Consider the following 20,880-nt stretch of genomic DNA (forward strand, 5'->3'; position numbering starts at 1 on the left):
GTCAGTATGTTACTTGAAATTTCAATAAAGAACTTTGCCATTATTGAGGCGATTTCGCTCAATTTTGAAAAAGGAATGACTGTCTTAACTGGTGAAACGGGTGCTGGGAAATCTATCATTATTGATGCTATGAATCTCATGTTGGGGGCTCGAGCAACGACAGATGTTATTCGTCACGGTGCTCCTAAGGCAGAGATTGAGGGACTTTTCTCGGTTGAAAACAGTCGTGTTTTACAGGAACTTTTTGATGAGCAAGGTTTGGAATTGGGCGATGAAATCATCATTCGCCGTGAAATTCTCCAAAATGGGCGAAGTGTTAGTCGCGTGAATGGCCAGATGGTCAATCTTTCTGTCTTGCGTGCCATTGGGCAACACCTTGTGGATATTCATGGTCAGCATGACCAAGAAGAGTTGATGCGTCCACAACTTCATATCCAAATGTTGGATGAGTTCGGTGATGCAGCTTTCTTGGAGTTGAAGGAGACCTATCAGACGAGTTTTGATGCCTATCGCAAAATGCGTAAGCAGGTTCTAGAAGTTAAGAAAAACCAGCAGGAACATAAGGCTCGTATTGAGATGTTGGAATTTCAAATGGCAGAGATTGAAGCAGCAAACTTGCAGGCTGGTGAAGACTTGGCTCTCAACCAAGAACGAGATAAACTCCTCAATCACAAGAATATAGCAGACACCTTGACAAATGCCTACAGTATGTTGGACAATGAGGAATTCTCCAGCCTAGCAAATGTCCGTTCAGCCATGAATGACATGGAAAGTGTTGAAGAATACGATCCTGAATACCGTGAAATTTCAAGTTCTCTATCAGAAACCTACTATGTTTTAGAAGATATTAGCAAGCGTTTGGAAGATATTATTGAAGACTTGGATTTTGATGGCAATCGCCTCATGCAGGTTGAAAATCGCTTAGACCTTCTAAATACCATTACCCACAAGTATGGTGGAACTGTGGATGAGGTCTTGCTTTACTTTGCTAAGATCACGGATGAGTACAATCTCTTGACTGGAAATAACCTTTCCTCCGAAGACATGGAAGCAGAGCTTAAGAAATTGGAAGTCAATCTTGTTGATTTGGCTGCTCAGCTTGCATCTGCTCGCCATGACTTGGCCCAGCAACTAGAAGCAGAGATTAAGCAAGAACTTCAAGATCTTTATATGGAGAAGGCTCAATTTCAGGTTCGCTTTAGTAAGGGCAAATTCAGTCGTGAGGGGAATGAAACAGTTGAGTTTTACATTTCCACCAACCCTGGTGAAGACTTTAAACCCTTGGTCAAAGTTGCGTCCGGTGGGGAACTATCTCGCCTTATGCTAGCTATTAAATCCGCCTTTTCTCGTAAGGAAGGGAAGACTAGTATTGTTTTTGATGAGGTGGATACGGGAGTTTCAGGTCGTGTGGCCCAAGCCATTGCTCAAAAGATTCATAAGATTGGTCAGCATGGTCAGGTTCTTGCTATTTCTCACCTTCCACAAGTGATTGCCATCGCGGATTACCAATTCTTTATTGAAAAGATTAGTGACGAACATTCAACTGTTTCAACGGTTCGTCTCTTAACTTTAGAAGAGCGAGTAGAGGAAGTTGCTAAAATGTTGGCTGGGGAGAATGTAACCGAAGCTGCCCTTACCCAAGCCAGAGAATTATTGCAAACGAGGGAGAAATAAATGACAGACTATTATGTAATTGGAGATGTCCATGGAAAAGCAGGTATGCTGGAAGACCTTCTCAAAACATGGGATGGTCACACCCAGTTGCTTTTTCTAGGGGATTTGATTGACCGAGGTGAAGATAGCCGCCGTGTTCTAGAAATGGTCAAGGACTTGGTGGACAATCAAGGGTCTATCTGTCTATCAGGCAACCACGAGTATATGTTTTTAACTTGGTTGGACAATCCCGAAGAAAGCTATGACCACTATCGTCGAAATGGTGGTGATACAACCATTAACTCGATCCTAGGTCGTCCCTTGGATGCACCTGTGGATGCAGTTGAAGACGCTAAACGTGTTGAGACGGAAGCAGCAGATTTAGTTGAATTTATTCGTCAGCTGCCTTTTGTCGTTGAGACAGACAAGTATATCTTTGTCCATGCCGGTATTGATTTGACCTTGGATGATTGGCATGAAACCACTGATTACAAGAAAGTCTGGCTCAGAAAACCGTTCCACGAAGCGACCAATCATACTGGAAAAACCATTGTCTTTGGGCACACACCAGTCTATGGGTTGCTGAAGCAAGACCGTGGTACTGCTGAGCTTTGGGTGACAGAAGATGGCAAGATTGGCATGGATGGAGGAGCTGTCTATGGCGGTGTCCTTCATGGGATTGTCTTTACTGACCAAGGCATGACCGAGCACTATTTCATTGAAAATGACGGCTTTATCGCCGAAGATTAGTACTCCTAGCAGGGTATGGTCTTGTCAAAATGTTAAAAACAATTTATAATTAATAGATACCCTGAAAGGAAGAGCATCATGAACTTAGAAGAATTGAAAAAACGACAGGAGAAGATCCGGAACTTCTCTATTATCGCCCATATTGACCACGGGAAGTCAACGCTGGCGGACCGTATTTTGGAAAAGACCGAGACGGTTTCTAGTCGTGAAATGCAAGCCCAGCTTCTGGATAGTATGGACCTAGAACGAGAGCGCGGGATTACCATTAAACTTAATGCCATCGAGCTCAATTACACTGCTAAAGATGGGGAGACCTATATTTTCCACTTGATTGATACGCCTGGGCACGTGGACTTTACCTATGAAGTGTCGCGTTCTCTAGCTGCCTGTGAAGGGGCGATTTTGGTGGTCGATGCCGCCCAAGGGATTGAGGCGCAAACTCTTGCCAACGTTTATCTAGCCTTGGACAATGATTTGGAAATTCTGCCAGTCATTAACAAGATTGACCTACCAGCAGCTGATCCAGAGCGTGTTCGTACAGAGATTGAGGATGTCATTGGACTGGATGCCAGTGAAGCGGTCTTAGCTTCTGCTAAGGCTGGTATTGGGATCGAAGAAATCCTCGAGCAAATCGTGGAAAAAGTTCCTGCTCCTACTGGTGATGTAACTGCTCCTCTCAAGGCCTTGATTTTCGACTCTGTCTACGATGCTTACCGTGGTGTTATTCTTCAAGTCCGTGTCATGGACGGAGTTGTCAAACCTGGCGATAAGATTCAACTCATGAGCAATGGCAAGACCTTTGATGTGACGGAAGTTGGTATTTTCACGCCGAAAGCAGTAGGGCGTGATTTCCTAGCGACAGGTGACGTTGGTTATATTGCGGCTTCTATCAAGACAGTTCAAGACACTCGTGTGGGTGATACAGTTACCTTGGCAACCAATCCTGCGGCAGAGCCATTACATGGCTACAAGCAGATGAATCCTATGGTCTTTGCAGGACTTTACCCAATCGAGTCAAATAAATACAATGACCTTCGTGAATCCCTAGAAAAATTGCAGCTCAACGATGCCAGTCTGCAGTTTGAACCAGAAACATCTCAGGCGCTTGGATTTGGTTTCCGTTGTGGATTCCTTGGACTTCTCCATATGGATGTTATCCAAGAACGTTTGGAACGTGAGTTCAATATTGACCTCATCATGACAGCTCCATCTGTTATCTATAAGGTTAACTTGACCGACGGGGAGTCTATGGATGTGTCTAACCCATCAGAGTTTCCAGACCCAACCAAGATTGCTACCATTGAAGAGCCTTATGTTAAGGCGCAAATCATGGTACCACAGGAGTTTGTTGGGGCAGTAATGGAATTAGCTCAACGCAAACGTGGGGACTTTGTGACCATGGACTATATTGATGACAATCGTGTCAATGTCATCTATCAAATTCCGCTTGCAGAAATCGTCTTTGACTTCTTTGATAAGCTCAAGTCTTCAACGCGCGGTTATGCAAGCTTTGACTATGAATTGTCAGAGTACCGTCCATCTAAGCTGGTGAAAATGGATATCCTTCTCAATGGTGATAAGGTGGATGCCCTCAGCTTTATCGTTCACAAGGATTTTGCCTACGAACGTGGGAAACTCATCGTTGATAAGCTCAAAAAAATCATCCCTCGTCAACAATTTGAGGTTCCAATTCAAGCAGCAATTGGGCACAAGATTGTGGCCCGTACTGATATCAAGGCCCTTCGTAAGAACGTACTTGCCAAGTGTTACGGTGGTGACGTTTCTCGTAAACGCAAACTCCTTGAAAAACAAAAGGCAGGTAAGAAACGGATGAAAGCTATCGGATCAGTAGAAGTCCCACAAGAAGCCTTCCTTAGCGTCTTAAGCATGGATGAAGAATAGAAATAAAACTCTTGAAGATTATTCAAGAGTTTTTACTTTAAATGAGAGCGAGTAAAATCATCAACTGACAAAATAGATCAGGTTAGAATTTGACAGAAGTTCTTATTTTTCTTATAATGCAGATGGAAAGGTGGTAGGATGAAAAAATTATTAATTTTAGGAACTGTTGTTACTGCTAGTGTTTTTCTAGCTTCATGCTCTAATAAATCGCAAACAGCAACCGAAGAAAGTTCGACTGCGGCTGTTAGTTCTTCTAGCAGTCAGGAAACGAGTAGCTCTAGCTCTACTGTTTCCGAAGCGAAGAAGGAAGAGACTCAAATCATCGGTTCGAATGAATATGGTTTTGTCAAGGTACCCAAATCATGGGTTCGATTCCATGAAGTAGAAGGTGGAAATGATATACAGTATTGCGATGGAACAGATATCAACATTGTTACGCTGAATACCTTCAAGGCTGAGCAGTTTAATATCAGCGAAGAAGAATATGCTAAACTGGATGTTGTGACTGTCTCATCTAGTATTTTAACTTCCAAAGAACAAAGCTCTGATTTCAGTAAGGTTTGGGGCTCCAAATCGACCATTGGAGGTTATGAAGCCTATGTTGTCAATGCAATTGCTAAGTCAGGGAAATACCTCGTTACCTGGGTTTTCCGATCAAATGATGGTAAAATCCGCTATGTTTCACTTGAAGGGGATGGGGAAACTTTAAAAACAATCTTACCGATGGTTGAAAGTAGCTGGTCAACTACTAAATCTGAATAAATGAAAAAAAGAAGATCCTTGGTCTTCTTTTTATTTTTTTACGAATAGATAGATGAGTAGCAAAAGAAACGGAGTTGTATATGAAGATTACAAACTATGAGATTTACAAATTGAGAAAAGCTGGGCTTACCAATCAACAGATTCTAACTGTTCTTGAATATGACGAGAGTGTAGATCAGGAGCTCTTGCTAGGTGATATTGCAGAAATCTCTAGTTGCAGAAATCCCGCTGTCTTTATGGAACGCTATTTCCAGATAGATGATGCGCAGTTGGAGAAGGAGTTTCAAAAATTTCCATCTTTCTCCATTTTAGACGACTGTTATCCTTGGGATTTGAGTGAGATTTACGATGCTCCAGCACTCTTGTTTTATAAAGGAAATCTGGACTTGTTGAAGTTTCCAAAGGTTGCTGTTGTAGGGAGTCGTTCATGTTCTAGTCAGGGAGCAAAGTCGGTTCAGAAAGTCATTCAAGGTTTGGAAAACGAGTTAATCGTGGTCAGTGGTTTGGCTAAAGGGATTGATACGGCTGCCCACATGGCTGCACTCCATAATGGTGGAAAAACGATTGCTGTGATTGGAACAGGATTGGATGTGTTTTATCCTAAAGCCAATAAACGTTTGCAGGAGTACATTGGCAATGACCATCTGGTTCTCAGTGAATATGGACCTGGCGAGCAACCTCTGAAATTTCATTTTCCAGCTCGAAATCGTATCATAGCAGGACTGTGTCGTGGGGTTATTGTAGCAGAGGCAAGAATGCGTTCAGGCAGTCTCATCACCTGTGAGCGTGCTATGGAGGAAGGGCGCGATGTCTTTGCCATTCCAGGGAACATTTTAGATGGCCATTCAGATGGCTGTCACCACCTAATCCAAGAGGGAGCAAAACTGGTCACAAGTGGTCAAGATGTGCTAACAGAGTTTGAATTTTAAGGAGAAATTGTTCACTCAGATAAACTTTTCTTCTATACTATAGGAGTTAAGTCTTGACAGCTATAGAAAAATGGTTTACACTTTATAAAGTTTATTACTTTGAAAAGGTGTGATAGTGTGGCTACGGCAACAAAGAAGAAAAAATCAACAGTTAAAAAAAATCTAGTCATCGTGGAGTCGCCTGCCAAGGCGAAAACGATTGAGAAATATCTAGGACGAAATTACAAGGTTTTAGCCAGTGTCGGGCATATCCGAGATTTGAAAAAATCCAGTATGTCGGTCGATATTGAAAACAATTATGAACCACAGTATATCAATATCCGGGGCAAGGGTCCTCTCATCAATGACCTGAAAAAGGAAGCCAAAAAGGCCAATAAAGTCTTTCTTGCAAGTGACCCGGACCGTGAAGGAGAAGCAATTTCCTGGCATTTGGCTCATATCCTTGATCTGGATGAGAATGATGCCAACCGTGTGGTTTTTAATGAAATCACCAAAGACGCAGTAAAAAATGCCTTTAAAGAACCTCGCAAGATTGACATGGACTTGGTCGACGCCCAACAAGCTCGTCGAGTCTTGGACCGCTTGGTAGGGTATTCGATTTCACCAATTTTGTGGAAAAAGGTCAAGAAGGGCTTATCAGCAGGGCGGGTGCAGTCTGTTGCCCTTAAGCTCATCATTGACCGTGAAAATGAAATCAATGCCTTCCAACCAGAAGAATACTGGACAATTGATGGTGTCTTTAAGAAGGGAACCAAGCAATTTCAAGCTTCTTTCTATGGTATGAATGGCAAAAAGATGAAATTGACCACCAATGAAGAGGTCAAAGAAGCCTTGTCCCATCTAACGAGCAAAGATTTTACAGTGGATCAGGTAGATAAGAAGGAGCGCAAACGCAATGCGCCACTACCTTATACGACCTCAACCATGCAAATGGATGCTGCCAACAAAATCAATTTCCGTACTCGTAAGACCATGATGGTGGCTCAACAGCTCTATGAAGGGATCAATATCGGATCAGGTGTGCAAGGTTTGATTACCTATATGCGTACAGACTCGACTCGTATTAGTCCAGTAGCTCAGAACGAAGCGGCAAGCTACATTAACGACCGTTTTGGTAGCAAGTATTCCAAGCATGGTAGCAGGGTCAAGAATGCCTCAGGTGCTCAAGATGCCCACGAAGCCATTCGTCCATCTAGTGTCTTTAATACACCAGAAAGCATCGCTAAGTACTTGGACAAAGACCAGCTCAAACTTTATACCCTTATCTGGAACCGTTTTGTGGCTAGCCAGATGACAGGCGCTATCTTTGATACCATGGCTGTTAAGCTTTCTCAAAATGGGGTTCAGTTTGCAGCGAATGGAAGCCAAGTTAAGTTTGATGGTTATCTTGCTATCTACAATGACTCTGACAAGAACAAAATGTTGCCAGATATGGCTGTTGGAGATGTGGTCAAGCAGGTCAATAGCAAGCCAGAACAACATTTCACCCAACCGCCAGCTCGCTATTCGGAAGCGACTCTTATCAAGACCTTGGAAGAAAATGGAGTTGGACGTCCGTCAACCTACGCTCCGACCATTGAAACCATCCAAAAACGTTACTACGTTCGTCTGGCAGCCAAACGTTTTGAACCAACAGAGTTGGGAGAAATTGTTAACAAGCTCATCGTTGAATATTTCCCAGACATCGTCAACGTGACCTTCACAGCTGAGATGGAAGGAAAACTGGATGATGTCGAAGTAGGAAAAGAGCAGTGGCAACGTGTTATTGACGCCTTTTACAAACCATTCTCTAAAGAAGTAGCCAAGGCTGAATCTGAAATGGAAAAAATCCAGATTAAGGATGAACCAGCTGGATTTGACTGTGAAGTTTGTGGCAGTCCGATGGTGATTAAGCTCGGTCGTTTTGGTAAATTCTATGCTTGTAGCAATTTCCCAGACTGCCGTCATACACAAGCGATTGTTAAGGAGATTGGTGTCGAGTGTCCAAGCTGTCATCAAGGACAAATCATCGAACGCAAAACCAAGCGCAATCGTATCTTCTATGGTTGCAATCGTTACCCAGAATGCGAATTTACTTCCTGGGACAAACCAATTGGACGTGATTGTCCAAAATGCGGACACTTCCTTGTGGAGAAAAAGGTCCGTGGTGGTGGCAAGCAAGTTGTATGTAGTAATGGCGACTACGAAGAAGAGAAAATTAAATAAATAGAAGAGTCCTGAAAATAAATTTCAGGCTCTTTTTACTTGAAGCTTGACAAATTTCCTCACTTTGTGGGAAACTAGTAGAAGATTATTTCAATTAGGAGAAGACATGCGTATTATTTACCTAAGTATTGGTTTTATTTCTTTAGCCTTGGCTCTTGTTGGGGTTGTCTTGCCCCTCTTGCCAACAACGCCCTTCCTTTTGCTATCAATCGCTTGCTTTTCCAAGTCTTCAAAGAGATTTGAAGACTGGCTTTATCATACCAAGCTCTATCAGACTTATGTAGCTGACTTTCGCGAGACCAAGTCTATCGCGCGAGAACGCAAGAAAAAAATCATCGTATCCATCTATATCTTGATGGGGATCTCCATTTATCTTGCCCCTCTCTTACCAGTCAAAATCGGTCTGGGAGCCTTGACTATCTTTATCACCTACTATCTCTTTAAAGTCATTCCTGACAAAGAATAGATAAAAATAGTAGTTATTTGCCTTGATAAAAATGAAAGCATATTTAAAATAATATGATATAATAAATTCAAAGAAAACATCAAGGAGAATCAAATGATTTACGAATTTTGTGCTGAAAATGTGACCTTGCTTGAAAAAGCGATGCAGGCTGGAGCTCGTCGAATCGAACTTTGTGACAATCTAGCAGTGGGAGGAACAACACCTAGCTATGGAGTGACCAAGGCAGCGGTTGAACTGGCATCTAACTACGATACGACCATTATGACTATGATTCGTCCCCGTGGTGGCGACTTTGTCTATACTGATCTTGAAATAGCAATCATGCTAGAAGACATTCGTTTGACTGCTCAGTCTGGAAGTCAAGGAGTCGTTTTTGGGGTATTAACTGCTGATAAGAAGTTGGATAAAGCTAATCTGGAGAAGCTGATTGCCGCATCTAAAGGAATGGAAATTGTCTTCCATATGGCCTTTGATGAATTGAGTGATGAAGAGCAATTGGAGGCCATTGACTGGCTCAGCCAAGCTGGTGTCACTCGTATCTTAACTCGTGCTGGTGTGTCTGGGGACTCGCTAGAGAAACGTTTTGAACACTATCACAGCATTTTGGAACATGCAAAAGGTAAAATTGAAATCTTACCAGGTGGGGGGATTGACATGGATAACCGTCAAACCTTTATCGACCAGCTGGGTGTGACACAATTGCATGGAACCAAGGTTGTCTTTTAAAAAATAGAAAGGAACTGCTAGCTTTTGGTAGCAGTTTTCACTTATGTTTGAAATTTTTAAATCCTATCAGTTTAATAAAGAAAAAGCTAATGCCTATGGTTTTGTAGAAAATGGAGAAATCTGGACCTATAGTTGCCAGATTTTGCAGGGTGACTTTATCATGACAGTCTCCATCACTCCTGATAATGTGAGTTTTCAGGTCTTTGATAAGGAGACTGGTGACCTCTATCCTCAAGTTCACATGGAAAGCATGAGGGGAAGTTTTGTCGGAAGTGTCCGTGAGGCTTGTTTGGAGATTCTTCACCAGATTCGGAAGGCTTGCTTTGATGTGCAGGATTTTATCTGTCCTCAGACTAAGCGTATCATGGCTCAAGTTCAGGAAAAGTATGGTAATCAGTTGGAGTATCTTTGGGAGAAATCGCCTGATACAGCTGTATTACGCCATGAAGGTAATCAAAAATGGTATGCTGTTTTAATGAGAATTCCTTGGGATAAGCTGGAAAAGGGCAGAGAAGGGCTAGTCGAAGCAGTCAATATCAAACACAACCAAGTAGCGGATTTACTTTCACAAAAAGGCATATATCCTGCCTTTCATATGAACAAACGTTACTGGATTAGTCTTGCTCTTGATGATAGTTTATCGGATGATGAAGTTCTAGATTTGCTAGAAATCAGTTGGAATTTGACTTTGAAAAAGTAAGGAAATTCCCTTGTGTTTTCAAATACTTTCAATTAGCAAAATATTCTTTACTGAAGAAATTTTCAGAAAATAATGGATTTTTTCTTGACAAGTGATTTTTCCTATGCTAGAATACTAAACAAGATATCAAACGAAGGAGAAAGTCAAACATGAAAACAGCTAAGTTTAATCAATTTGCTTTGTTGTTGAGGTACTCGGGCTAGTGCAAAAGCATTAGTCCTGTTTGGCTTACCAAGCGGGAGTAAATCAACATCTCGCTTGGGTTTCTGAGCGAGATGTTTTTTTAAAACCATATTTGGAAAAGGGGAAAACTTATGCGAACAGTTGAATTTCTAGATACCAGCCTTCGGGATGGAGAGCAGACGCCGGGTGTTAATTTTTCAATCAAGGAAAAGGTTGCCATTGCAAGACAGCTGGAGAAATGGGGGATTTCGGCTATCGAAGCTGGTTTTCCGGCTGCTAGCCCAGACTCATTTAAGGCAGTTCAGGAGATTGCTAAAGTCTTGAAGAAAACAGCGGTGACAGCTTTGGCACGTTCGGTCAAGTCTGATATAGATGCTTGTTACGAGGCGCTCAAGGATGCCAAGTATCCTCAGGTTCACGTCTTTATCGCGACCAGTCCGATTCACCGCAAGTATAAGCTCAATAAGAGCAAGGAAGAGATTTTAGAAGCTATTAAGGAGCATGTTTCTTACGCACGTTCTAAGTTTGAAATCGTCGAATTCTCTCCTGAAGATGCGACTAGAACAGAGTTGGATTTCCTCTTGCAAGTCGTTCAAACAGCGGTGAATGCTGGTGCGTCTTATATCAATATCCCTGACACGGTTGGATTCACCACGCCAGAAGAGTACGGAGCTATCTTCAAATACTTGATTGAGAATGTCAAGACGGATCGTCAGATTATCTATTCACCTCACTGTCATGATGACCTCGGAATGGCAGTGGCTAACAGCCTTGCTGCTGTCAAGAACGGTGCAAGACGTGTTGAAGGGACTATCAATGGTATTGGGGAGCGAGCTGGGAATGCTGCTTTGGAAGAAATAGCAGTGGCCCTCAATATTCGCCAAGATTACTATCAGGCAGAGACAAGTATTGTCCTAAATGAAACCATTAATACGTCTGAAATGGTTTCTCGCTTCTCTGGTATTCCAGTTCCTAAAAACAAGGCGGTGGTCGGTGGTAATGCCTTCTCTCATGAATCTGGCATTCACCAAGATGGGGTCCTTAAAAATCCTCTCACTTATGAGATTATCACACCTGAATTGGTTGGTGTGAAGAGTAACAGTCTTCCGCTTGGAAAATTGTCAGGTCGCCATGCCTTTGTTGAAAAACTAAGAGAATTGGCCCTAGATTTTACAGAAGAGGATATCAAACCACTCTTTGCTAAGTTCAAGGCACTAGCGGACAAGAAACAAGAAATCACAGATGCAGATATTCGAGCTCTGGTAGCTGGAACCATGGTTGAAAATCCAGAAGGCTTCCACTTTGATGATTTACAACTTCAAACCCATGCGGACAATGACATCGAAGCGCTTGTTAGCCTGGCTAATATGGATGGTGAGAAAGTTGAATTTAATGCGACAGGGCAAGGTTCCGTTGAAGCAATCTTTAACGCAATCGATAAGTTCTTTAACCAATCCGTCCGTTTGGTGTCCTATACCATTGATGCTGTGACAGATGGAATTGATGCTCAAGCTCGTGTCTTGGTTACTGTTGAAAACAGAGATACAGAGACCATCTTTAACGCGACAGGTCTTGACTTCGATGTATTGAAGGCTTCGGCTATTGCCTACATCAATGCCAATACCTTTGTTCAAAAAGAGAATGCAGGTGAGATGGGGCGCAGCGTTTCCTACCGAGACATGCCTAGTGTGTAAAGGAGAAGGCTATGACAAAGAAAATAGTAGCTCTAGCAGGGGATGGAATTGGTCCAGAAATCATGGAAGCTGGTTTAGCAGTTCTGGAAGCTCTAGCTTCAAAAACAGGTTTTGACTATGAAATAGATAGACGCACCTTTGGAGGTGCAGGTATTGATGCTGAGGGGCATCCCTTACCTGATGAAACCCTCAAGGAATGTAGAGAAGCAGATGCCATCCTCCTAGCGGCTATCGGTAGTCCCCAGTATGATAATGCAACGGTTCGACCTGAACAAGGCCTATTGGCTCTCCGCAAGGAACTTAATCTCTACGCCAATATTCGTCCGGTAAAAATCTTTGAGAGTCTCAAGCACTTGTCGCCTCTCAAACCAGAAAGAATTGCAGGTGTTGACTTTGTTGTGGTGCGTGAATTGACCGGTGGGATTTACTTTGGAGATCATATCCTTGAAGAGCGCACAGCGCGTGATATCAACGACTACAGCTATGAGGAAGTAGAGCAGATTCTTCGCAAGGCCTTTGAAATTGCAAGAAGTCGGAGAAAAATCGTTACCAGCATCGATAAGCAAAACGTGTTGGCAACATCAAAACTCTGGCGCAGAGTTGCGGAGGAAGTCGCAAAGTATTTTCCAGATGTGACCTTGGAACACCAGCTAGTGGACTCAGCTTCCATGCTCATGATTACCAATCCTACCAAGTTTGATGTTATTGTAACGGAGAATCTTTTCGGCGACATCTTATCTGATGAATCAAGCGTTCTATCAGGCACACTTGGAGTCATGCCATCAGCCAGTCATTCTGAAAATGGACCGAGTCTCTATGAACCTATTCACGGTTCAGCGCCTGATATTGCAGGTCAAGGAATTGCCAATCCTATTTCCATGATTTTGTCAGTTGCCATGATGTTGAGAGATAGCTTTGGTCGTTATGAGGATGCGGAGCGTATCGAACATGCTGTTGAGAACAGTTTGGCAGCAGGAATTTTAACGAAAGATATTGGAGGACAGGCTTCGACTAAGGAAATGACAGAAGCCATCATTGAAAGATTATGAAGATAAATGAGGGAATCACGCTTGCTCTCTTGATTTGGAATTTGCTGGTTTTCTTGATTTATGGCATTGACAAATCCAAGGCAAGAAGAGGTGCTTGGCGCGTCCCAGAGAAAATTCTCTTGACTATAGCACTTGTCTGTGGTGGATTTGGTGCTTGGTTAGCAGGAATCGCCTTTCACCACAAGACTAGAAAATGGTATTTTAAAACGGTTTGGTTCCTTGGGATGGTAACCACACTTGTAGCCTTATATTTTATTTGGAGGTAATGGATGGCAGGAAAATCGATTTTTGATAAATTATGGGACCGTCATGTCATCACGGGAGAAGAGGGGCAGCCCCAACTCATGTATGTAGATCAACACTATATTCACGAGGTGACCAGTCCCCAAGCCTTTCAAGGATTACGAGACGCAGGTCGCAGATTGAGACGACCAGACTTGACATTTGGAACCTTTGACCACAATGTCCCGACTGTCAATATCTATGATATTCGAGATGTAATTTCCAAGGTTCAAATTGATAAGCTAGCTGAAAATGTTGAGGAGTTTGGGATTGAACATGCAGCTCACGGTTCTGAGAAGCAAGGGATTGTTCACATGGTTGGTCCAGAAACAGGACGGACCCAACCAGGAAAATTCATCGTTTGTGGGGATAGCCATACAGCAACTCATGGAGCCTTCGGAGCAATTGCCTTTGGAATTGGGACCAGTGAGGTCGAGCATGTCTTTGCTACTCAGACACTTTGGCAAGTTAAACCCAAGAAAATGTTGGTAGAATTCACTGGTGTTCCTCAAAAAGGAGTTTATTCTAAGGATTATATCCTCGCCTTGATTGCCAAGTACGGCGTTGCTTGTGGTGTTGGTTACGTTGTGGAATATCGTGGGGAAGCGGTTGATGCTTTGACCATGGAGGAGCGAATGACCATCTGCAATATGTCCATCGAGTTTGGCTCTAAGATGGGGATTATGAATCCGGATCAGACCACCTATGACTATCTCAAGGGACGGGAATGTGTTCCAGAAGCTTTCGAAGAGGCAGTTGCTGACTGGAAGACGCTTGTCAGTGATAGTGATGCTGTTTATGATAAGGTTATCCAGATGGATGTTTCTGACTTGGCACCTATGGTGACCTGGGGAACCAATCCTGCTATGGGCGTTGACTTTGACAGTAGTTTTCCAGAAATTAAGGATATGAATGATGAACGAGCTTATCATTACATGGACTTGGAACCTGGCCAAAAGCCAGCGGACATTGAACTAGGCTATATCTTTATTGGATCTTGTACCAATGCTCGACTCAGTGACTTGCAACTGGCTGCGCGATTTGTCAAAGGGAAGAAGATTGCTCCCAATCTAACAGCAATCGTAGTGCCAGGCTCTCGTCCTGTTAAACGAGCTGCTGAGAAGTTGGGCTTGGACAAGGTCTTTCTGGATGCTGGCTTTGAGTGGAGAGACCCAGGTTGCTCTATGTGCCTAGGGATGAATCCTGACAAGGTTCCAGATGGTGTTCACTGTGCCTCAACCAGCAATCGAAACTTTGAAGATAGACAGGGATTTGGTGCTAAAACCCATCTCTGCAGTCCAGCCATGGCAGCTGCGGCAGCTATCGCAGGGCGCTTCGTAGATGTTCGGCAAATGCCAGAAGCCCAGTAAGGAGAGGATATGGAGAAATTTACAGTTTATACGGGAACGACCGTTCCTCTTATGAATGATAACATTGACACCGACCAAATCCTTCCCAAGCAGTTTCTCAAGTTAATTGATAAAAAAGGCTTTGGTAAGTACCTCATGTATGCTTGGCGTTATCTGGACGATAACTACACAGAGGATCCAGACTTTGTCTTTAACCGACCTGAATACCGAAAAGCCACTATCCTCATCTCAGGGGATAACTTTGGAGCAGGTTCTTCGAGAGAACACGCAGCTTGGGCTCTAGCCGACTATGGTTTTAAGGTCGTGATTGCAGGATCTTTCGGGGACATTCATTATAATAATGAACTCAATAATGGCATGTTGCCTATTGTTCAGCCTAAGGAGGTTAGAGAAAAGCTAGCCCAACTCAAACCGACCGACCAGGTAACTGTAGACTTGGAACAACAGAAAATTATCTCACCAGTCGGAGAATTCACTTTCGAAATCGATAGCGAGTGGAAACACAAGCTTTTAAATGGTTTAGATGATATCGGTATTACTTTGCAGTATGAAGATTTGATTGCTGCCTATGAAAAACAACGACCAGCCTACTGGCAGGATTAGAAAAAATAGAAAAGGAACTATAGAACTATGACAAAACACATTCAATGGAACGGAACACTTTCACAAGAAGGCTATGACATTTTAAAAGGTGAGGGCGGATGTATCGTTTGCCCTACTAAAGTTGGTTACATTATCATGACTAGCGATAAGGCAGGTCTTGAACGCAAATTTGAAGCCAAAGAGCGTAACCGTAACAAACCAGGTGTTGTACTTTGTGGAAGCATGGATGAACTTCGCGCTTTAGCACAACTCAACCCAGAAATTGAAGCCTTCTACCAAAAACATTGGGACGAAGACATTCTCCTAGGTTGTATCCTTCCTTGGAAACCAGAAGCCTTTGAAAAACTTAAAGCATACGGTGATGGCCGTGAAGAGCTCATGACAGACGTTCGTGGAACAAGCTGTTTTGTTATCAAATTCGGGAAAGCAGGAGAACAGTTGGCTGCTAAACTTTGGGAAGAAGGCAAAATGGTCTATGCCTCATCAGCCAACCCATCTGGAAAAGGAAACCGCGGTAAGGTGGAAGGTATCGGAGAACGGATCGAAGGAGCAGTGGACCTTGTCATTGAGGCAGATGACTATGTGGCATCCATCCAACCTGACAAAACAATCGAAACTCGCTACGAGCAAGGTGTGATGGTGTCTATGGTTGATAAAGATGGTAAGCTCATCCCAGAACAAGGAGGAGACCGTTCAATCTCACCAGCTCCAGTTGTGATCCGCAAAGGGCTTGACATTGATAAAATCATGATGCACCTGTCAGATACTTTTAACTCATGGGACTACCGTCAGGGTGAGTATTATTAAGATAAAAAGAGTCTAGTGTTATGAGATATTAAAGCTCCTAACACTGGGCTTTTTGTTTAGAATTTCTTTTCTTTTTCTATAGGATATGATATTCTATATATGAAATATATAGTTTTTTATTCGAACATTATTATAAAAGGAGTAAGATTGATGGATAAAAGAAAGGTTAGCTTGGAAGATTTTTATGCTTGGTATCAAGAAAATAAAATAAGATTAAGAGAAGATGCATTTAAATATAGTGTTCACAATGAAAAATTACGGGAAGAATTTCTTAAAGAATGGCCACTTGATAGAATTTTAACCATGTCTATCGATGAATACGTCATTGGGAAAGGTGCTAAAAGTAATTCTTTTTGCTATGCTCTTGAGATAGGAAAGTACCAATCATTATTTATGGGGATTGGTGGAGGAGGTTCTTCAAAATTTGGTATTTATTGGAATGAGGATACCAAAAGCTATAAGAATCAAGCTAATAAAATCATTCCAGAATCAGAACTAGAAGACCGATTTAACAAATTAAAATCGGATTTGTACGAGATCATCCAAGCTGGTAGAATGTTGGATTTCAATAATCCTATCTTTGACATGAAACAGTCAAAGAATGAATTTATTGGGCGTTCTGCGGTAGTCACAAAACTACTTTGTATTTATTCTGAGAATCCCTCTTTTTTAGGAGTAAATATGAATAGTCAAAATGAATTTTGGAATAGGTTGATTCCCCAAAGTAATCAAGGAGGGCCCTATCGTCAGAATCATGAGATTTGTAAACTGTTTTCTAAAACCTATCCTGAACTAGAATCTTCAATTTTGGGTAGTATTTTATTTGAGTATTCAAAAGATTTTATAGACAATAATAATAAGCAAGAGGAGGAACAAATGAATGCACAAATTAATTTTCAACATCCATTGAGTCGAACTTTACTTTCATCCAAAAACCTCATCCTCCGTGGTGCACCTGGCACAGGAAAAACTTATCTTGCTAAAGAAATTGCTAAAGAATTAACGGATGGCGATGAAGACCAAATCGGCTTTGTACAGTTTCACCCATCTTATGATTATACGGATTTTGTTGAGGGTTTAAGACCGGATTCAAATGAGGATGGCAGTATATTTTTTAAATTAAAAGAAGGTATTTTTAAGAAGTTTTGTCAGAATGCTATAGATGCTCAGAAAACTGGAGGACAAGATAATTTTGAGGAAGCGTGGAGGAAGCTAACGGATGCTATCAATGAAAAGCAAGGACAATACTTCTTTCCTCGTAGTTCTGTTCCAGCCAGTTTAAATAGTCAAGGGAATGTGAAGTTTGATTCTCCTGTTGCTACCAAAGAAAAAGTGTATCTTTTGTACAAGGGTGAAGATACTAATTTAAAGTACGAAACTTATCAAAAAATTGTTTTGGAGCACATGAAAGAAAGTTATGGTTTATGTGATTATGTATCCCCAATGATTAACACAGACAAGAAATTCGTTTTCATCATAGATGAGATCAATCGTGGGGAGATTTCTAAGATTTTCGGTGAACTCTTTTTCTCTATTGACCCTGGCTACCGTGGTGAAAAGGGAAGTGTTTCTACCCAATATGCAAATCTACACGAAACTGATGAAAAGTTTTATATCCCCGAAAATGTTTACATCATCGGAACAATGAATGATATTGATCGTTCAGTGGATACCTTTGATTTTGCTATGCGTCGTCGTTTCCGCTTTGTTGAAGTTACTGCCGAGAGTCAAGTTGGTATGCTTGATGAGGTGCTTGGTGATAAAGCCGAAGAAGCTAAAATTCGTCTTAGAAATTTGAACGCTGCTATCGAAAACGTTCAGGAGCTAAATAGCCATTATCATATCGGACCAAGTTATTTCCTTAAGTTGAAGGATGTAGATTTTGACTATGAATTACTCTGGTCTGATTATATTAAACCGCTACTAGAAGACTACTTGCGTGGTTCTTATGAAGAAGATGAAACTCTGCAAACATTGAAAAAAGCATTTGATCTGACAAATAAAGAGCAAGAACCCCAAGATATTGGTGATAATGATGCGGATAACTGATAATCAGCATAGAATTGCTAAAGAAGACTTTGTCGCAGAATATCCCAAACTAAGTCAAGCTCTTCTTGATAGAACACTGGATAACCTTTCTAGAGAGGACAATATCTTTATTTTTCCAAATGATTTGACTCATACTCCCGATTTAGACAAGGACCAAAAGATTTTTGAAACAGTTAATCAGGAAATCAAGACAGGAAACGTGATTGGTTTTCTTGGATACGGTCAGGAAAGATTAACGATTTCCTCTCGTTTTTCTGATGAAAGTAACGACCATTTTTTGCATTATCTTTTACAAAAGGTTCTCAATATCAATCTGACTAGTTTAGATGTCGGTCTGTCTCCTGAAGATAAGCTCTATCAACTCTTGATTTACCTCTTTCCCAAATATCTGCAAGCTGCTCTCAGAAAAGGTCTTTATAAGGAATACCAGCGATTTTTCCATAACGATAGTCATGTGAAGGGCGTACTAGATGTTGGAAATCATCTGAAAAAAAATCTCCCTTTTATGGAAAATATTGCCTATACAACTAGAGAGTTTACTTATGATAATCCACTCATGCAGTTGATTCGACATACGATTGAGTACATAAAGAATCAGAAAAGTTTCGGAGTTCTGCTCGATAGTAATCGTGAAAATATGACAGAAATTACTCGTGTAACTCCAGCTTATAAACTATCTGATCGTGCCAAGATTATCAGAATGAATAAAATCAAACTCATCCGACACGCCTATTTCAGAGAGTATAGAAAATTACAGGAACTCTGCTTGATGATTCTGAGTAGAGAAAAGCATGGTCTTGGACCTCAAGCCCAAAGGGTACATGGTATTCTCTTTGATGTTGCCTGGCTTTGGGAAGAGTATGTTTACACCTTGTTGCCAAAAGGTTTTGTACATCCCAGAAATAAGGATAAGACGGATGGAATTTCAGTATTTTCTGTTGGGAAACGAAAAGTATATCCAGATTTTTATGACAGAGAACGAAAGATTGTTCTAGATGCAAAATATAAAAAACTGGAGTTCACTGAAAAAGGAATTAACCGCGAGGACTTGTTCCAGCTGATTTCCTATTCTTATATTTTAAAAGCTGAGAAAGCTGGACTGATTTTTCCTAGTATGGAGCAGTCAGTAAATAGTGAAATAGGAAAAGTAGCTGGTTATGGAGCTCAAGTGAAGAAGTGGTCTATTCGAATCCCTCAGAATGCCTCATTCTATAGTGCATTTTGTAAAATGATGGAAAATTCAGAAGAAAATTTTAAAGCGATTATTGATGAAGAAGTGGAGAGAAGGTAATCTCTTCACTTTTTTGCTATTTATATAAGTAATTTCCGAACGATATGATGTGATTATTACAAATATTTGACAAAAACTGTACTTTGATTTATAATAAATCAAGGAAACGTCGGGAAAAGGCGTAGGGATGCGCAAGCATAGGTAGGTCATTATAAAAGAAACGAGACATCGATATGTTAAATGAATTTCCAATTTTTGATTACGAAGATATTCAGTTGATCCCTAATAAATGTGTGATTAAAAGCCGTTCAGAAGCGGATACAAGTATTACGTTTGGAAAACACACTTTTAAACTACCTGTTGTGCCAGCAAATATGCAGACGATTTTGGATGAGAACGTAGCAGAGCAACTTGCTAAAGGCGGTTACTTCTACATTATGCACCGTTTTGATGAAGCGGGACGCATTCCTTTTATCAAACGTATGCACGATCAAGGGCTTATTGCATCCATTTCTGTTGGTGTTAAGGATTACGAGTATGACTTTGTTAGCCAGCTCAAGGCTGATGCTCCGGAATACATCACGATTGACATTGCTCATGGTCATGCGGATAGCGTGATTTCTATGATTCAACACATCAAGAAAGAGTTGCCAGATACTTTTGTCATTGCTGGGAATGTGGGAACGCCAGAAGCTGTTCGTGAATTGGAAAATGCTGGTGCGGATGCAACTAAGGTTGGAATCGGTCCTGGTAAGGTTTGTATCACCAAGGTGAAAACAGGTTTTGGCACTGGCGGTTGGCAGTTGGCTGCCCTTCGCTGGTGTGCTAAGGCGGCTCGCAAACCGATTATCGCTGATGGTGGGATTCGTACACACGGTGACATTGCCAAGTCTATCCGTTTCGGTGCTAGCATGGTCATGATTGGTTCCCTTTTTGCAGGACACATCGAAAGCCCAGGGAAAACGATTGAAGTCGATGGCGAACAGTTCAAAGAATACTATGGTTCAGCTTCTCAATACCAAAAAGGAGCTTATAAAAACGTGGAAGGAAAACGCATCTTACTTCCTGCCAAAGGACATTTGCAAGATACCCTCACTGAGATGGAGCAGGATCTGCAAAGTGCCATTTCCTACGCAGGTGGACGCAAGGTTGCTGACCTCAAGCACGTTGATTATGTTATCGTGAAAAACTCTATCTGGAATGGTGATGCATCCCACTAAGACGGGCTATACGGCTAGAAAAAAACTTGTTATTAGAGCAAATTTTTGTTATAATGGAACAAGTTTCCACCCTTAGTGTAATGGATATCACGTAAGATTCCGGTTCTTGAGATGGGGGTTCGATTCCCTCAGGGTGGATGTAAACAGCCTAAAAAAGCCTTATTTAAAGGCTTTTTTCTTTATACTGCCCCTAAAATTGAAAATTGCCTTCTAAAAAATGCTCAATTCCCCTCTAGTCCCGTTTTAAAGTGACTCAGGGGGCTTTTTTTGATATAATAAAAGAGACTGTTATCAGTTAG

At 41.6% G+C, this 20,880-nt stretch carries 18 protein-coding genes and 1 tRNA gene; all 19 read left to right on the forward strand.

Annotation, left to right across the window (positions count from 1 at the left end; all coding sequences use genetic code 11):
- Positions 1-6 precede the first annotated feature (6 nt).
- Complete coding sequence (recN, locus tag HMPREF1125_RS08550) at positions 7-1,674, forward strand: DNA repair protein RecN (protein WP_000923558.1); 1,668 nt, start codon at positions 7-9, stop codon at positions 1,672-1,674.
- On the forward strand, positions 1,675-2,403 hold the full coding sequence (locus HMPREF1125_RS08555; protein ID WP_000133325.1) for a metallophosphoesterase family protein: 729 nt from the start codon (positions 1,675-1,677) through the stop codon (positions 2,401-2,403). It abuts the gene before it with no gap.
- A gap of 78 nt (positions 2,404-2,481) precedes the next feature.
- Positions 2,482-4,305, forward strand: coding sequence for a translation elongation factor 4 (gene lepA, locus HMPREF1125_RS08560; RefSeq protein ID WP_001047201.1), 1,824 nt, complete (start codon positions 2,482-2,484; stop codon positions 4,303-4,305).
- Positions 4,306-4,443: 138 nt separating this feature from the next.
- Entirely contained in the window at positions 4,444-5,067 is a 624-nt protein-coding gene (locus HMPREF1125_RS08565; protein ID WP_000734764.1) for a hypothetical protein, read from the forward strand.
- 80 nt (positions 5,068-5,147) lie between these two features.
- Complete coding sequence (dprA, locus tag HMPREF1125_RS08570; RefSeq protein ID WP_000705332.1) at positions 5,148-5,996, forward strand: DNA-processing protein DprA; 849 nt, start codon at positions 5,148-5,150, stop codon at positions 5,994-5,996.
- Between the two features lie 117 nt (positions 5,997-6,113).
- Positions 6,114-8,201, forward strand: coding sequence for a type I DNA topoisomerase (gene topA, locus HMPREF1125_RS08575; RefSeq protein ID WP_000179622.1), 2,088 nt, complete (start codon positions 6,114-6,116; stop codon positions 8,199-8,201).
- 106 nt (positions 8,202-8,307) lie between these two features.
- The gene (locus HMPREF1125_RS08580; RefSeq protein ID WP_001220360.1) at positions 8,308-8,667 is read left to right on the forward strand and encodes a YbaN family protein; all 360 of its coding nucleotides are present in this window, start codon (positions 8,308-8,310) and stop codon (positions 8,665-8,667) included.
- Between the two features lie 93 nt (positions 8,668-8,760).
- A complete protein-coding gene (locus HMPREF1125_RS08585) occupies positions 8,761-9,393 on the forward strand; it encodes a copper homeostasis protein CutC (RefSeq protein WP_000638815.1) in 633 nt (210 codons plus the stop codon).
- 43 nt (positions 9,394-9,436) lie between these two features.
- Positions 9,437-10,093 carry an MmcQ/YjbR family DNA-binding protein gene (locus HMPREF1125_RS08590; RefSeq protein WP_000461570.1) on the forward strand — a complete coding sequence of 219 codons (657 nt, stop codon included), beginning with the start codon at positions 9,437-9,439 and terminating at the stop codon, positions 10,091-10,093.
- 314 nt (positions 10,094-10,407) lie between these two features.
- A complete protein-coding gene (locus tag HMPREF1125_RS08595) occupies positions 10,408-11,970 on the forward strand; it encodes a 2-isopropylmalate synthase (RefSeq protein ID WP_001261094.1) in 1,563 nt (520 codons plus the stop codon).
- Positions 11,971-11,981: 11 nt separating this feature from the next.
- Positions 11,982-13,019 carry a 3-isopropylmalate dehydrogenase gene (leuB, locus tag HMPREF1125_RS08600; protein ID WP_000162513.1) on the forward strand — a complete coding sequence of 346 codons (1,038 nt, stop codon included), beginning with the start codon at positions 11,982-11,984 and terminating at the stop codon, positions 13,017-13,019.
- Positions 13,016-13,285 (forward strand): DUF1294 domain-containing protein, encoded by a 270-nt coding sequence (locus HMPREF1125_RS08605; protein ID WP_000700095.1) that lies wholly within the window; start codon positions 13,016-13,018, stop codon positions 13,283-13,285. Before leuB ends, HMPREF1125_RS08605 begins: the two co-directional genes overlap by 4 nt.
- 3 nt (positions 13,286-13,288) lie before the next feature.
- The gene (leuC, locus tag HMPREF1125_RS08610) at positions 13,289-14,671 is read left to right on the forward strand and encodes a 3-isopropylmalate dehydratase large subunit (RefSeq protein ID WP_000907580.1); all 1,383 of its coding nucleotides are present in this window, start codon (positions 13,289-13,291) and stop codon (positions 14,669-14,671) included.
- 9 nt (positions 14,672-14,680) lie between these two features.
- Positions 14,681-15,274, forward strand: coding sequence for a 3-isopropylmalate dehydratase small subunit (gene leuD / locus HMPREF1125_RS08615; RefSeq protein ID WP_000410644.1), 594 nt, complete (start codon positions 14,681-14,683; stop codon positions 15,272-15,274).
- 27 nt (positions 15,275-15,301) lie between these two features.
- Entirely contained in the window at positions 15,302-16,081 is a 780-nt protein-coding gene (locus tag HMPREF1125_RS08620; protein WP_000160506.1) for an L-threonylcarbamoyladenylate synthase, read from the forward strand.
- Positions 16,082-16,231: 150 nt separating this feature from the next.
- Positions 16,232-18,130 (forward strand): McrB family protein, encoded by a 1,899-nt coding sequence (locus HMPREF1125_RS08625; RefSeq protein ID WP_000361337.1) that lies wholly within the window; start codon positions 16,232-16,234, stop codon positions 18,128-18,130.
- Positions 18,117-19,421: an McrC family protein gene (locus tag HMPREF1125_RS08630; protein ID WP_001223078.1), complete on the forward strand. Its 1,305-nt coding sequence runs from the start codon at positions 18,117-18,119 to the stop codon at positions 19,419-19,421. Before HMPREF1125_RS08625 ends, HMPREF1125_RS08630 begins: the two co-directional genes overlap by 14 nt.
- 173 nt (positions 19,422-19,594) lie before the next feature.
- Positions 19,595-20,581, forward strand: coding sequence for a GMP reductase (locus tag HMPREF1125_RS08635; protein ID WP_000931191.1), 987 nt, complete (start codon positions 19,595-19,597; stop codon positions 20,579-20,581).
- A 66-nt stretch (positions 20,582-20,647) separates the two neighbouring features.
- Positions 20,648-20,719, forward strand: a tRNA-Arg gene (locus HMPREF1125_RS08640).
- The last annotated feature ends 161 nt before the right edge of the window (positions 20,720-20,880 follow it).

It is taken from the genome of Streptococcus oralis SK304, assembly GCF_000287715.1.
Classification (GTDB): domain Bacteria; phylum Bacillota; class Bacilli; order Lactobacillales; family Streptococcaceae; genus Streptococcus; species Streptococcus oralis_Y.